Source organism: Mesorhizobium sp. WSM4807 (assembly GCF_055811615.1).
In genome coordinates this window covers 160,178-174,654 of record NZ_JBVVQY010000001.1, presented here as the reverse complement: position 1 = coordinate 174,654, position 14,477 = coordinate 160,178, and the positions used below count along the sequence as shown (strand labels likewise).

Sequence of the window (14,477 nt, the reverse complement as noted above, 5' to 3'; positions counted from 1 at the left end):
AGAGCTGATCCATGATCTCCAGCGAAAACCGGATCATGAACTAAACAGTTTAAACGCGGCCTTATGCCACCCTTCCGGAGCAAATCAAAGTTTTTTTGCCAGCGCTTCCACCTCGACGTCGAGGGCGGCGCGGTTGCGCACACGAAGCCGGTGCTCGCGATGAACGTTATAAAGGCCGCTGGCGACGATGACGGCAGCGCCGACGAGCGTCCAGCGGTCGGGAACTGGTTGAAGACAATCCAGCCGGCAATGATCATCCCAATGATTTGCGCATACCGAGACGATAGCCCGCACCAGGTGCCAATGGCAGACGATGCCGAACACGCTAAGCATCAGAAGGATGAATCAGCCGCCACAGGCTTGGTCTTTCTGCATGTCGTCATCCCAAAACCGGTGCGCACTTTTGGGCGACATGCACTAGGGATGCATGCGGGCGCCCTTGGTGATCTTGTCGACAAGCTTCTTTTCGGCGCGCAGCGCGATACCGACGACCTTGGCGTCGTCGGGTGCGAATTCGGCAAAGACGGCGCGGTTCGCCGCGTCGTGGCCGGTCGAAAACATCTCGTCGACGTAGAGCGAGGTCGTCACACCGCGCTCCACCGCCCGTCGGTGGATCGCACTAAGCGTCGGGCGATCGGCCGAAAGCACGATGACCGGCTGGATCGAGAGCGGATTGTAGATATTGCCGGCGCGGTCGCGATAGGGTTCGCCGATGATTTCGCTATACTGCGCGACGATGCCGCTGGTCAGGAAGGCGGTGACATTGAGCTTTTGCCAGATGGGAAGGTCGTCCTGCAGCACGATTGCAAATTTCGTGTCGAACATGAGACATTTACCATTCAGGTTTGTGAAATGAAGCGATGTCACACGGTCTAGATGGCGAGGCCTTTCAGGGTCTTGGACGTTTGTGCGTTGACGCGGCTGAGAACTGTGTCATCTCGGCCCCCGATTGCGTCGGAATGGAGCGTATCGAGGCCCGGTTCCACGGCAGCGCGTTCGATCTCCATCGTCATGATACCTACGCCATCGGCGTGACGCTGCATGGCGTCCAGACCTTCCGTTATCGCGGCGCGACGCATCACAGCCTGCCCGGCCAGATTATCGTGCTCCATCCCGACGAATTGCACGACGGCGGCGCCGGCACCGAAGACGGTTTGCGTTACAGGATGCTTTATCTGGAGCCGTCCATCGTGCTGGACTGCCTCGATACGATAGGCGCATCGCTGCCTTTCGTCAGGAATGCCGTGGTGACGGATCCTGTTTTCCGCACGAGGCTGCTTTCGGCGCTGGGGCCGTTGGACCAGAAGCTGGACGACCTCTTTGTCGCCGACTTCATTGCGCAATTGATGCAAAGCTTGGCACGGCATGCAGGCCTGCAGGCGAAACCGATCCCAAGGACAGCATGGCGGGCTGCCAGCCTGGCACGCGACTATCTGGAAGAAAATGTTTTCCGTATCGTCCGTTCCGAAGAGCTGGAGGCGATCACCGGACTGGATCGCTATGCCCTATCGCGGCATTTCCGTGCCGCCTTCTCCACCAGCCCGCATCGCTTTCTCTTGATGCGCCGGCTTCAACGAGCACGCCGCATGATCGAGGCGAGCGAGCCATTGGCGCAGATCGCGATAGCGGCCGGTTTCAGCGACCAAAGTCATTTTAACAGGCACTTCAAGAAGGCGTTCGGTGTCACGCCGGGCCGCTGGTCGGCATTGGTCCATGGATCGTCGGCAGCCGCAGCCTGATGGCGTCAGCCGCGGATCATTCGTCGGCGTCGATCTCATCATCGACGAGAACCATCTCGCCGTTCGAGAGGTTCGCCTCGACGCGGGCGAGCAGCTTGAACAACGCCTTCTGGTCCCTTTTATCGAGACCCTTCAGCGCCTGCTTCTCGGTCTTTTTCACCGATTTCTCGATGGCGTGGATGATTTCGCGGCCGGTGTCGGTCAGGAAGATGTGGGCCTGTCGGGCATCGGCGGAAGAAGCGCGCTTTTCCAGAAAGCCCTGGGCCTGCAGCCGGTTGATCGTCTTGGTGATGGTCGGCGGGCGCACACCGAGGCGGCCGGCGAGATTGCCGGGCGTCTGCCCGTCCTCACGGTCGAGCGCCAGCATGATCTGGTCCTGGCCGGCGTAGAAGCCGTGGGTCAGAAGCCGCGCGGCGAGTGCCGTACGCGCCAGCCGCGCCGCCGAATGCAGCCGGCTCATTGTCGCAGTCTTGTCCGCCTTGGCCATGGTCATCCCTCTTCGGGCCGAACCGGTGCGGACAGCATAGCGGCAGCCGCCCGGTTGGCAATCGACGATCAAACAGATCCGGCTTTGCAAAATAGCTTTGCCGGCAAGCAATGCGATGCCCGCCGTGGCTAATGCCAGAAGTTTATTTCAGTTAGATGACAAACGACTTTTCAGTGCAGGTGGAAGCTTTCCGCAGGAGCGACGCACACGCGAAACGAGACTCATGCAGCCTTTACTGCGACGATCATCAGGGCCTGATAGGCGTCCGCCACCTCGCGCAGCGCCGCCTGCGACAGCGGCCCGGCGCGCCGCGCGATACCGTCCCTGGCATTCGGCGTATCCCGCCTGCCGGACCGATCGGTGTAGGGCGCGACAGTGGTGAATATCTGCTCGCTCAGGCTGTCGGGGAAAAACAGCTGGCCGGTCATCACCGAATTGTCATCGGGGAAGACCTTGAAGTGGATGTGGGTGGTGCGGCCGCGATACCAGCCGGGATAGATGGTGGTGAACGAGACGATGCCGGTGTCATCCGCCTTCTGCCAGCCGCGCAGAAAACTCTGGCCTGACGTATCGACATCCTGGCCGTCGCCTTGTCCCGGATAGCCCGAATAATGGCCTTGCGCGTCGCAATGCCAGCTGTCGACGCGCGCGCCGGCAAGCGGCCGGCAGGCCGCGTCGACGACCTGCAGCCGCACATTGAGGCCAATGCCCGCTTTGCCTTCGGTGATATCGGCGCGTTCGAGCTTCGGGTCGAAATAGAACGGCCCCTCGGTCGCTTCCGGCGTGATCGCGCAGACGCCGGCACCGCTATCGAACAGGGCAAGCCCGGCATAGGGCGAGGCCTGCTGAGCCATCGCGATGCCCGGCAGAAAGACGCCGCCGCCCGCGCTGACGGCAATGAGGGCGAGCGCCTGACGCCGGCTCAAAGGCAAGGAGGACGGTTTGTCGGACATCGGGCACCTCTTCTGGTTCTTCTGAGCAAGCGACCTTGTTCTTAATCTAGGCAGTGAGACCCGCCAGCGCCAATGAAGTCCAGCGATGTTGGGAAAGTCCGGCAATGTTGGCGACCTGTTTGGCCCATCGGTTTGCCGCGTGCAAAAGCACGGCGCACATCCTATATGGATCCAACAATCCCTTTTCGAGGCCCAACATGAGCGATGCACAGACGACGCAGATCCCCGTAACCGTTCTCACCGGCTATCTCGGCGCCGGCAAGACGACACTGCTCAACCGCATCCTTTCGGAAAACCACGGCAAGCGCTACGCCGTCATCGTCAATGAATTCGGCGAGATCGGCATCGACAACGAACTGATCGTGGAATCCGACGAGGAAATCTATGAGATGAACAATGGCTGCGTCTGCTGCACGGTGCGCGGCGACCTGATCCGCGTCGTCGAAGGCCTGATGCGCCGGCCAGGCCGCTTCGACGCCATCGTGGTCGAGACGACCGGCCTCGCCGATCCGGTGCCGGTGGCGCAGACCTTCTTCATGGACGAAGACGTGCGCTCCAAGACCAGGCTCGACGCGGTCGTGGTGCTGGTCGACGCCAAGCACCTGCCATTGCGGCTGAAGGATTCCCGCGAAGCCGAGGACCAGATCGCCTTTGCCGATGTCGTCGTGCTCAACAAGACCGACCTCGTCACGCCGGAGGAACTGAGCAAGGTCGAGGCGACGATCCGCGCGATCAACCCGGCGGCCAGGATCCATCGCACCACTCGCGCCGGCCTGGCGCTGTCGGAGGTGCTCGACCGCGGCGCCTTCGATCTTTCGCGGGCGCTGGAGAACGATCCGCATTTCCTCGAGGCGCATGACGACCACGATCATCATCATCACGACCATCACGATCATGACGGGCATCATCACCATGACGGGCACGACCATCACGCACACCCTTCCGATATCCATGACGTGACGGTGCAGTCGGTGTCGCTGCGCGGCGGCGAGATGGACCCGAAGAAATTCTTCCCGTGGATCGAGAAGGTCACCCAGATGGAAGGCCCGAACATCCTGCGGCTGAAGGGCATCATCGCGCTCAAGGGGGATGATGAGCGCTATGTCATCCAGGGCGTCCACATGATCATCGAGGGCGACCACCAGCGCGCCTGGAAGGACGGGGAGAAGCACGAGAGCCGGCTGGTCTTCATCGGCCGCGAGCTCGACGCCGAGCGGCTGAAGATGAGTTTTGAGGCCTGCCAGGCCGCTTGATTTCCAGGCCTTATAACGCTAGCGCTGCACCTTCTTTCCTTCTCCCCTTGCGGGAGAAGGTGGCCGAGCGAAGCTCGGTCGGATGAGGGGTGTTCCAGCTTGGCAACGACGGCACTCCGTCCAGCACCCCTCAACCGTCTTGGCGCTGCGAGCCAATCCACCTTCTCCCACAAGGGGAGAAGGAGAGCTGCACCTACCCGCGCTGGCGGCTCCCGCGCGGGGGTAGACGACCAGCCGAAATCTCGAATGGAATAGTCTCACATGCCGACAGTCGCCCCGCTTGATCTCCAGGGACATTGTATCGCCGCCGTTTTCCTTGGCGACGTACCGCATTTCGCGCTGGCCGACGGCACAATCCATCGGCTGGACCATGGCCACAAGACGGCGCAGGCTAATGACGGGCTGCTCGCCGCCTTCCACGATGCGGCCAACGACCGGCTGATCACCGGCGGCGAGGACGGCAAGATTTTTTCCGTTACCGCCGGCGGCGATGCGGCGGAGCTGGCAAGCGCCGGGAAAAAATGGATCACCAGCGTCGCGGCTGGACCACAAGGCGCCGTCGCCTATGCCTCCGGCAAGTTCGCTTTTGTGCGCTTTGCCGACGGCAAGACTAAGGAATTCATGCATCCGCGTTCGGTCGAGGGGCTGGCGTTCTCGCCCAAGGGCATGCGCTTTGGTGTCGCCCGCTACAATGGCGCGACGCTGCATTTCCCGGCGGCGAACGGCAAACCGGTCGAGCTGGAGTGGGCCGGCGCCCATACCGGCATCACCTTCTCGCCCGATGGCGCCTTCCTCGTCACCACCATGCAGGAGAACGCGCTGCATGGCTGGAAGCTGGCCGACGGCAAGCACATGCGCATGAGCGGCTATCCCGGCAAAGTCAAAAGCCTGTCGTGGAGCGCCAAGGGAAAATGGCTGGCCAGTTCCGGCGCGCCGGCGGCGATCGTCTGGCCTTTTTCGGGCAAGGACGGGCCGATGGGCAAGGCGCCGCTGGAGCTCGGTACGCGCGGCAACGCCATGGTGACCTCGGTCGCCTGCCATCCCAGCCAGGATGTCGTCGCCGTCGGCTATGACGACGGCATGGTGATGGCGGTGCGTTTCGCTGACGCCAAAGAGGTGCTTCTGCGCCGACCGGGCAAGGGCGCCATCACCTCGATGATGTGGGATAGGGAGGAACGCCGCGTCGCCTTCGGCAGTGCCGCCGGCGACTGCGGCGTCATCGACATTTCCGCATAACCGGGAGTTCTCTACTCGGCCCCGCAGGAGACTTTGCCGGTCAACGCGGCAGGCATGCCATCGCCACCCGTGTCAGCAGTGCCCTCATAGATGGCGAGCGAATAGCGCCCGTCATAGGTGCCTTCTTCACTGGACTTGGTCACGATCGTCAGTTCGACAGAGCTGTAGGTGTTTGCGACCTCGTGCTCGCGATAGACGAGCAGCCGCAATTCCTTGCCGTCGAGCCAGTATTGCGTGAGGTTGGAATCCTCGAACACTGTCTTGCGCAAATCGTCGCCGACGGGTCTGCCGAGAATTTCGAGATCGCCCCGGAAATTGAACGTTGGACCGCCCATGCCTCTGGTGACGCCGGCTTCTACCTGGAATCTCACCGCTGCATCCTCGGCCGAGCACCAGATGCCGCCGGTGGCGAAGGCCGAGCCGGCCGATAACAGCAGCGTTGTTGCACAGAAGATCGTCCGCATCTTTCTTCCCCCAGCCACAAACCCTATCCGCATAGATGCTGGAGGATGCCCTCAGGTCAAGCGCCCGTCCTCTTCACCGTGGCCACTGAACCAATGCAGCGCAGCTGTCCGGCCAATTGCGGTTCCGGACGCCGATTGGCAAAGTGACGCATGAGAGGGACCTTCATGCATACAATCGACCATTTAAAGACTTCCATCGGCGGCATCAGCGCCGCCTGCATCGCCGATCTGCGCGAGACCGAGGCCGAAGCCTTCCGCAAGGCAAGGCCGAAATCGGCAGCCAAGGTCGGCAACGGCCTGCCGGGCTTCTTCGGCGGCGTGCCGATGCACTGGATGAACGACTGGCCGACGCCGTTTCCGATCCTGGTCGACAGCGCCAGAGGCGCCACGATCACCGATATCGACGGCAACCGGCTCGACGATTTCTGCCTCGGCGACACCGGCTCGATGTTCGGCCATTCGCCGCCGCCGGTCGCCCGCGCCATCCGCCGGCAGGCCGGGCGCGGCCTGACTTACATGCTGCCTTCCGAGGATGTGCGCGCCATCGGCCCGTTGCTGCAACAGCGCTTCGGCCTGCCGTTCTGGCAGATCGCGACGACGGCGACCGATGCCAATCGCTTTGCGCTGCGCGTCGCCCGCACCATCACCGGCCGCGAAAAGATCCTGGTCTTCAACGGCTGCTATCACGGCTCGGTCGACGAGACGATGGTGCGGCTGGTCGACGGCAGACCGGCCAACCGGCCGGGACTGGCCGGCGAATTCCGCGACCTGACCCGGGCAACCGATGTCATCGAGTTCAACGATGTGCCGGCACTCGAGGCCGTGCTCCGGGATAAGGATATCGCCTGCGTCATCACCGAGCCAGTGCTGACCAATTCCTGCATGGTGCTACCCGACCCTGGCTTCCACGAGGCGCTGCGGCGTCTCACCCGCGCGGCCGGCACCCTGCTGCTGATCGACGAGACGCACACGATTTCGACCGGTCCGGGCGGCTACACCGGAAGACACGGCTTGGAGCCGGACCTGTTCGTGCTCGGCAAGCCGATCGCCGGCGGTGTGCCGGCCAGTGTGTGGGGGATGAGCGAAGACGTCGCCACCCGCTATGCCGCCTATAACAGGAGCAAGGAACCAGGCTATTCCGGCATGGGCACGACGCTCTCGGCCAATCCGCTGCAATTCGCGGCAATGCGCGCTACGCTCGAAGACGTGATGACCGACGAGAATTACAACGATATGGACCACCTGGCCCGGCGGCTCGACGCCGGGCTGACCGCCGTCATCGACCGTTACCGCCTGCCGTGGCATGTTGCCCGAGTCGGCGCCCGCGTCGAGTTCATCTGCGCGCCTGGCCCGCTGAGGAATGGCGGCGAGGCGGAAACAGCGCACGCGCCGGCGCTCGAAGCGGCTATCCATGTCGCGCTGGTCAATCGCGGCGTGCTGATCGCGCCGTTCCACAACATGATGCTGATCTCGCCGGCGACCAGCGCCACCCAGGTCAACCGCTTGATCACCGCCTTCGGCGCGGTTGCGGCAAGGCTCGCGGCATGAGACAAGCTTGCGTATGAGAGAAGCGCACAAGCAAACTCTGAACGCCATCATCGCCTCCCCTTCGGGCTCGACGCCCGCTGAGGCGCAAACCTTTCTCGACGCCTATCCCGAGATCGAAGCGTTCGACATCGTGCTGACCGACGCCAATGGCGTCGGGCGTGGCAAGATCGTGCGCCGGCACGAGTTGATGAGCATCTTCGAGGGCGGCCGGCACATGCCGATCTCGATCCTCGGCCTCGACATTACCGGCGAGGACGTGCACGAGACGGGACTGATCTGGACGACCGGCGACGGTGATCTCAGAGCATGGCCGATTCCCGGTACGCTGGTACCGCTGTTCGGCACACAGCCGCCGCGCGGCCAGGTGCTGATGGCGATGTACCATCTCGACGGTCAGCCCATGTCCTCCGACCCGCGCCTGGCGCTGGGCCGTCAGGTGCAGATACTGGCGGCCAAGGGCCTGTGTCCGGCCGGCGCCTTCGAACTCGAATTCTTCCTGCTCGCCAACGAGCGCGACGCCGACGGCAAGGTGCAACCAGCGCACGCAGTGCTCGACGGCCGACGCTCGGCCAAGACCGAGGTCTATTCCGTCGACCATCTGCACGGCATGGAGCCGCTGTTTTCCGACATCTATGCCGCGGCCAAGGTGCAAGGCATCCCGGCGGAGACGGTCATTTCCGAATATGCGCCCGGTCAATACGAGCTGACGCTGAATTATCGCCAAGATGTGATCCGCGCGGCCGACGACCTCGTCATGCTGAAGCGGCTGGTGCGGGCACAGGCGCGCCGCCACGGCGTCACCGCTTGCTTCATGGCCAAGCCGATCGAGAAATATGCCGGTTCCGGCATGCATTTCCATGTCTCGCTGCAGGACAAGGCCGGCAAGAACATCTTCGCTGAGGCCAGCGGCGAGACTTGGTCCTTGCCGCTGCTGCGCGGACTGGGCGGCCTCATCCAGACCATGGCCGAATCGATGCTGGTGTTTGCGCCGCATGCCAATTCATGGCGGCGTTTTGTTTCGCAATCCTATGCGCCGGTGGCGCCGACCTGGGGCGTCAACAACCGCTCGGTGGCATTGCGTGTGCCGGCAGGCGATGCGAAAAACCGGCGCATCGAGCACCGGCCGTCGGGCGTCGACGCCAACCCTTATCTGGTGGCGGCAACTGTGCTGGCCGGCATCACTAAGGGCCTCGACGAAGGCCTCGATCCCGGCCCCGAAACCACCGGCAATGGCTACGAATCAGCCGTGACACGGACGACAATGCCGGTGGACTGGCGCGCGGCGATCGAGGCGGCAAGGGCCTCGACATTCCTCAAAGGGGCACTGGGGGAAGACCTGCACCGGACATTCGTGGCAATCAAGCAATCCGAATATCTGCGGGTGGCGCGCACGGTCAGCGAACTGGATTATCACCTCTATCTGCACGAGGTGTGAGGCGATCGCATCGCCGGTCATTCTCCCAGCGAAAGCCTGGGGTCCGGGCTATTTGAAGGAACCTTTCCGGGGTTTCGCTCATTCCGCATCTGATCGCAGCTGCGGACAAGGCCGCATCAGCCATGATTGCCAGGATGCAGACAACTCCCGCGCCGCACCACGCCAAGGTGCAGGCAAGACGCTGGCCCAACCGTGAATTGCCTGAGACGGCGGAAGACGATGGCGCAAGCACCATTCCCGAACTCAGCGAAGTGGCGAAGGCCTGCCGTCGCTGTCCGCTGTGGCGCAACGCGACGCAGACCGTGTTCGGCGAAGGGCCTGATAAAGCCAAGGTGGTTTTCGTCGGTGAACAGCCTGGCGACCAGGAAGATCTGGCCGGCAAACCCTTCGTCGGGCCGGCCGGCAAGGTCTTCGATGCGATCCTTGACGATGCCGGTGTCGATCGGCTGAAAGTCTATGTCACCAACGCGGTCAAGCATTTCAAATTCGAGCCGCGCGGCAAGCGGCGCATCCACTCCAAGCCGAATGCCGGCGAGGTGCAGGCCTGCCGCTGGTGGCTCGACAAGGAGCTCGATCTGATCAAGCCCAATCTGGCTGTGGCGCTCGGCGCAACGGCTGCGCAGTCTCTGCTCGGCAAAGTTGTGCCGATCATGAAGATGCGCGGCGCGGTCGTGGAGCGCGAGGATGGCTTGCGTGTCTTCGTCACAATCCACCCGTCCTTTATCCTGCGCATCCGCGAGCCGGCGGACAAACAGGCCGAACGCGAGCGGTTCCTGAAGGATATGAAGGCGGTGAAGACGCTGATGGCTGCCTGAGCCTATCTGATCAATATGGCCCGGAGATCATTGACGTTCGTCCCGGTCGGGCCGGGCACGAAAAGATCGCCAATGGCATTGAATGCCGTCCAGGCATTGTTGCCGGCAAGCATCGCCTTGGCATTGACGCCTGCCGCCCGCATCCGCGAAACCGTCGAACCGTCGGCAAAGGCGCCGGCATTGTCCTCCGAACCGTCGATGCCATCGGTGTCAGCGGCCAGTGCATGGACGCCCTCCATGCCGCTGATGCCGATGGCGAAGGCGAGCAGGAATTCCGAGTTACGGCCGCCCCGGCCTTTTGACCGCAAGGTCACCGTCGTCTCGCCGCCCGACAGGATCAGCACAGGCTTCGGGAAAGGCCGGTTGCGCGTCGCCACCTCGCGCGCGATCGCGGCGTGGACACCGCCGACCTCGCGCGCCTCGCCCTCAATAGAATCGGAGAGGATGACCGCCTCGATACCTTGGCGCCTGGCTTCGGCCGCAGCCGCTTCCAGCGACACGCCGGCCGAGGCGATCAGATGCACCTCGTTGCGCGAAAAACGCGGGTCGGCGGCGCGCGGCGCATCTGCGGCCGGCGAATTGATATGCGCCATCACCGCAGCCGGCAGTTTCATGCCATAGGCGGCGATCGATGCCAGCGCCTCTTGGCGGTTGCCGGATTCGGGAACGGTCGGACCGGAAGCAACCAGCGCCGGATTGTCCCCGGGAATGTCGGAGACCACCAGCGACACCACCTTTGCCGGATAGGCAGCTGCCGCCAGCCTGCCGCCCTTGATCGTGGAAATATGCTTGCGGATGGTGTTCATGGCGGCGATCGGTGCGCCGGAGGCAAGCAGCGCCTCGTTGACGGCGATCTCGTCGGCCAGCGTCAGACTTTCGGCAGGCGACGGCAGCAGCGCCGAGCCGCCGCCTGAGATGAGCGCCACGACCAGATCGTCCGCGGTCAGGCCCTGCACCTTTTCGAGCAGCCGGCGCGAGGCTTCGAGACCGGCGGCATCCGGCACCGGGTGCGCCGCCTCGATGATCTCGATGCGCTGGCAGGTCGCGCCATAGCCGTAGCGGGTGACGACCAACCCTTCGATCGGCCCGTCCCACACCTTTTCGAAGGCCGCCGCCATCTGTGCCGAGCCTTTTCCCGCACCAATGACGATGGTGCGCCCTTTCGGCATTGCCGGCAGGTGATCCCTGATGGTCCTCTGGGGATCGGCGGCGGCGACGGCGGCATTGAAGATGGCGGTGAGGAAGGGCTTGGGATCGAGCGCGGTCATTTTGCTTCCGGCGGCAGTGCCAACTCACGCCCGTCGACGCCGAGATGGCTGCACAGCGCATCGACGACGACGCCGTGATCCTCGCGCTCCGGCAGGCCCGAGACCGCGATCACACCGATCACACCGGCGCCTTTGACCGTGACGGGAAAGCCGCCGCCGGCCAGCACGTAGTCTGATATATCGAGCCCCTCGCCCGGCTTGAAGCTGCGGTCGGGACGCTGCTGCTCCAGCACCATGCGGTAGGTGCTTTTCAGGAACCGCCGCACCACGTTGATCTTGCGCCGCGCCCAGTCCGGATTGGAAGCGCTCGAGCCTGGCATTGCCGCGTAGAACAGCGGCCGGTCGAAGGTCCTGATGTCGACGATGATCGGCAGGTCTTCGGCTAGCGCCCGGTCGCGGATCGCCGAGCCGATCTTGAAGGCGACAGCCTCGTCGAAGACGGGGAAGACAAGCGTAGCTTCCTGTTTCTTGATCAGAGCGATGTCGTCCGCAACGGCCATGTCGTTCCCCTGTCAACTTCGCTGCAGGCTTTGACCGATGGCTGCCGCCGGGTCAAGCCGGGACGTGTCGGATAGCTAAACCGCCATATCGGTCTTCATCGCCCGCCCTGCGACATAAACCTCGCGCACGGCGCGATCGTCGCCCAGCGTCTGCAGCAGAAACAGCTCCTCCGCCAGCGTGTCCGCCGTCTCCATCCGCAGCCGCATGGCCGGCGTGGCGCGGGCATCGAGGACGACGATGTCGGCATCGCTGCCTTGGTCGAGCGTGCCGATCCTTTCCACGATCGACAGCGCCTCGGCATTGCCGCGGGTGAGCTGCCAGAACGACTGGAACGGGTTGAGTTTTTCTCCGTTCAGGGCGATCGCCTTGTAGCCCTCGTCCATGGTGCGCAGCATCGAATAGTTAGTGCCGCCGCCGACATCGGTGGCGGCCGCGATCCGAAGAGCTTTGTCACGCGTGCGGTAGCGCTGATAATCGAACAGGCCCGAACCGAGGAACAGGTTCGAGGTCGGGCAGAACACGGCCACCGAGCCTGTGTCCGAAAGCGCATCCGCCTCCCGTTCCGACAGATGGATGCAGTGGCCGAACAGGCTTTTGCGCCCGAGCAGCCCGTATTGCTCGTAGACATCGGTATAGTCGTGTGCCTGCGGGTAGAGTTGCAGCGTAAAGGCAATCTCGGCGTGGTTTTCCGACAGATGCGTCTGCATGTGCAGATCAGGATGTTCGCGGCAGAGCGCGCCCGCCATCTCCAATTGCTCGGGTGAGGAGGTGATGGCGAAGCGCGGTGTGATGGCATAGTGCTGGCGCCCCTTGCCGTGCCACTCGGCGATCAGCGCCTTGCTGTCGTCATAGGCCGATTGCGGCGTGTCGAGCACGCCCTCCGGCGCGTTGCGATCCATCATCACCTTGCCGGCGACGTTGAGCATGTTGCGGTCATGCGACTCGGCGAAGAACGCTTCGGCCGATTCCCTGTGGACCGAGCAATAGGCGGCGACTGTCGTCGTGCCGTGGCGCACCATCTCGTCGAGGAACAGCCTGGCGATGCGGCGGCCATGCTGGGCGTTCTGGAATTTGGTTTCCTCGGGAAAGGTGTAAGTGTTCAGCCAGTCTAGCAGCTCGGCGCCGTAGGAAGCGATAACCTGCATCTGCGGAAAATGCGCATGCGCGTCAATGAAGCCCGGCAGCAGCAAATGCGGGCGGTGGTCGATCTTTTTTACGCCTTCATCAGCCTTTTTCTCGACGTCGGCATAGGCGCCTGCGGCAACGATCCTGCCGTCGCGGAGCAGCAGGCCGCCGTCATCCTCGTAGCGCCAGGCGGAATGGTCGTCGACGGTCTCAGGCCAGCGCAGGAAGGACAGCGTGCGGCCGCGCAGGAGCGTGCTGGTCATGCTTATTTCCCCGCCTCCTCGAACCATGCCACCAGCAGCGCCCGCTCCTTGTCGGTGATATGGGTGACGTTGGCGGGCGGCATCGCGTGGCTGCGGCCGGCCTGCAGGTAGATCTCGCGGGCTTGCTCGGCGATACCGGCGTCAGTGTCGAGCATCACACCTTTCGGCGCGTGATAGATGCCCTCGTAGGATGGCTCCTGCGCATGACACATAGAGCAGCGGCCAAGCACCGTGTCGCGCACTGCGGGAAAGTGCGCCGAGGCGACATAGACCTGTGCCGCCGAGGACGCCTTGACGTCGCCGGTCAGCACTTTCGGCACCGTTGACAGCCAGATAATGATGACGAACAGGACGGCGGCAGCCAGCCAGGTCCAGGTCGGGTTACCCTTGCGCGCATGCATGGTGTTGAAATAGTGCCGGATCAACACGCCGATGGTGAAAACCAGCGAGGCGATTACCCAGTTGAACTCGGTGCCGAACGCCAGCGGGTAGTGGTTCGACAGCATCAGGAACAGAACGGGCAGCGTCAGGTAATTGTTGTGCAGCGAGCGCTGCTTGGCGATCTTGCCGTATTTCGGGTCGGGCCTGCGGCCGGCGATCAGGTCGGCGACGACGATCTTCTGGTTCGGAATGATGACCATGAAGACATTGGCCGACATGATCGTCGCGGTGATGGCGCCAAGATGCAGGAAAGCGGCGCGGCCGGTGAACAGATGGGTAAGACCCCAGGCGATGAACACCAGCACGCCATAGAGCACCAGCATCAGGCCGGTGTCGCTCCTGCCAAGCGGCGAACGGCATAAGAGATCGTAGACCACCCAGCCAACGCCGATCGTCGCCAGCGACAGCAAGATGCCTGTAGGCACCGACATGGCAAGCACGTTGGGATCGATCAGGAAGAGGTCCGCCCCGGCATAGTAGACGACGCACAGCATGGCAAAGCCCGACAGCCAGGTGGCGTAGGATTCCCATTTGAACCAGGTCAGGTGCTCGGGCATTTCGGCCGGCGCCACCAGATATTTCTGGATGTGGTAGAAGCCGCCGCCATGCACCTGCCATTCCTCGCCGAAGGCGCCGACAGGCATGCCCGGACGCTGGCGCAAGCCAAGATCGAGCGCGACGAAATAGAAGGACGAGCCGATCCAGGCTATGCTGGTGACGACATGCAGCCAGCGCACGGCGAAACTCAGCCAGTCCCAGAAAATCGCGAAATCCATCATTGAAAGATCGTCCCTGCCGATCGGGTGACTTTACGGACTGGAGCGCAAACGGAAAGGGCCGAGCTGCACGATGACTTTCAAAAAAAATTGGAAAATACTACAGCGCCGCGCGTCCCTTGGACGCGCAAAGGACGCTGTAGCAGTTTTTATCTGGTGCATGATCCTTTCCG

Annotated in this window: 14 protein-coding genes and 1 pseudogene; 6 read left to right on the top strand and 9 right to left on the bottom strand. The window is 63.0% G+C overall.

Annotated features, from left to right (window positions below; translation table 11 throughout):
* Window positions 1-84 precede the first annotated feature (84 nt).
* Window positions 85-345, bottom strand: a pseudogene (locus tag AC0L3N_RS00850) (EamA/RhaT family transporter); the annotation flags it as partial.
* Between the two features lie 72 nt (window positions 346-417).
* Window positions 418-825: a DUF2000 family protein gene (locus AC0L3N_RS00845; protein ID WP_123146332.1), complete on the bottom strand. Its 408-nt coding sequence runs from the start codon at window positions 823-825 to the stop codon at window positions 418-420.
* Window positions 826-860: 35 nt separating this feature from the next.
* Here AC0L3N_RS00845 and AC0L3N_RS00840 point away from each other — a divergent pair, with 35 nt between their 5' ends.
* Window positions 861-1,739, top strand: coding sequence for an AraC family transcriptional regulator (locus AC0L3N_RS00840; RefSeq protein ID WP_473544893.1), 879 nt, complete (start codon window positions 861-863; stop codon window positions 1,737-1,739).
* A gap of 16 nt (window positions 1,740-1,755) precedes the next feature.
* On the opposite strand, the gene AC0L3N_RS00835 is transcribed toward AC0L3N_RS00840, so the two are convergent.
* A complete protein-coding gene (locus AC0L3N_RS00835) occupies window positions 1,756-2,226 on the bottom strand; it encodes a MarR family winged helix-turn-helix transcriptional regulator (RefSeq protein ID WP_473484298.1) in 471 nt (156 codons plus the stop codon).
* A 221-nt stretch (window positions 2,227-2,447) separates the two neighbouring features.
* Window positions 2,448-3,179 (bottom strand): intradiol ring-cleavage dioxygenase, encoded by a 732-nt coding sequence (locus AC0L3N_RS00830; protein ID WP_473544891.1) that lies wholly within the window; start codon window positions 3,177-3,179, stop codon window positions 2,448-2,450.
* 197 nt (window positions 3,180-3,376) lie between these two features.
* Here AC0L3N_RS00830 and AC0L3N_RS00825 point away from each other — a divergent pair, with 197 nt between their 5' ends.
* Both AC0L3N_RS00825 and AC0L3N_RS00820 read left to right on the top strand, forming a co-directional pair.
* Window positions 3,377-4,432, top strand: a complete 1,056-nt coding sequence (locus tag AC0L3N_RS00825; protein WP_123146329.1) for a CobW family GTP-binding protein — start codon at window positions 3,377-3,379, stop codon at window positions 4,430-4,432.
* 261 nt (window positions 4,433-4,693) lie between these two features.
* Window positions 4,694-5,668 carry a WD40 repeat domain-containing protein gene (locus AC0L3N_RS00820; protein ID WP_123146328.1) on the top strand — a complete coding sequence of 325 codons (975 nt, stop codon included), beginning with the start codon at window positions 4,694-4,696 and terminating at the stop codon, window positions 5,666-5,668.
* Window positions 5,669-5,679: 11 nt separating this feature from the next.
* Here the strand turns inward: AC0L3N_RS00820 and AC0L3N_RS00815 are convergent, their stop codons facing one another.
* Window positions 5,680-6,132, bottom strand: a complete 453-nt coding sequence (locus AC0L3N_RS00815; RefSeq protein WP_123146327.1) for a hypothetical protein — start codon at window positions 6,130-6,132, stop codon at window positions 5,680-5,682.
* Window positions 6,133-6,297: 165 nt separating this feature from the next.
* Between AC0L3N_RS00815 and AC0L3N_RS00810 the strand changes: the two genes are divergently transcribed.
* From AC0L3N_RS00810 to AC0L3N_RS00800, 3 genes are all read left to right on the top strand, one after another.
* Window positions 6,298-7,680, top strand: coding sequence for an aspartate aminotransferase family protein (locus tag AC0L3N_RS00810; protein WP_123146326.1), 1,383 nt, complete (start codon window positions 6,298-6,300; stop codon window positions 7,678-7,680).
* A 13-nt stretch (window positions 7,681-7,693) separates the two neighbouring features.
* On the top strand, window positions 7,694-9,115 hold the full coding sequence (locus tag AC0L3N_RS00805; RefSeq protein ID WP_473545258.1) for a glutamine synthetase family protein: 1,422 nt from the start codon (window positions 7,694-7,696) through the stop codon (window positions 9,113-9,115).
* A gap of 89 nt (window positions 9,116-9,204) precedes the next feature.
* Complete coding sequence (locus tag AC0L3N_RS00800) at window positions 9,205-9,930, top strand: UdgX family uracil-DNA binding protein (RefSeq protein ID WP_280178803.1); 726 nt, start codon at window positions 9,205-9,207, stop codon at window positions 9,928-9,930.
* A gap of 2 nt (window positions 9,931-9,932) precedes the next feature.
* Here the strand turns inward: AC0L3N_RS00800 and AC0L3N_RS00795 are convergent, their stop codons facing one another.
* The 4 genes from AC0L3N_RS00795 to AC0L3N_RS00780 all read right to left on the bottom strand — a co-directional run bounded on the left by AC0L3N_RS00795 (window position 9,933) and on the right by AC0L3N_RS00780 (window position 14,307).
* Entirely contained in the window at window positions 9,933-11,198 is a 1,266-nt protein-coding gene (locus AC0L3N_RS00795) for a glycerate kinase type-2 family protein (protein WP_473544888.1), read from the bottom strand.
* A complete protein-coding gene (locus AC0L3N_RS00790) occupies window positions 11,195-11,698 on the bottom strand; it encodes a heme-degrading domain-containing protein (protein WP_473544887.1) in 504 nt (167 codons plus the stop codon). Before AC0L3N_RS00790 ends, AC0L3N_RS00795 begins: the two co-directional genes overlap by 4 nt.
* Window positions 11,699-11,773: 75 nt before the next feature.
* Window positions 11,774-13,087 (bottom strand): guanine deaminase, encoded by a 1,314-nt coding sequence (guaD, locus tag AC0L3N_RS00785; RefSeq protein ID WP_473544885.1) that lies wholly within the window; start codon window positions 13,085-13,087, stop codon window positions 11,774-11,776.
* 2 nt (window positions 13,088-13,089) lie between these two features.
* The gene (locus AC0L3N_RS00780; protein ID WP_473544883.1) at window positions 13,090-14,307 is read right to left on the bottom strand and encodes a urate hydroxylase PuuD; all 1,218 of its coding nucleotides are present in this window, start codon (window positions 14,305-14,307) and stop codon (window positions 13,090-13,092) included.
* Window positions 14,308-14,477 lie beyond the last annotated feature (170 nt).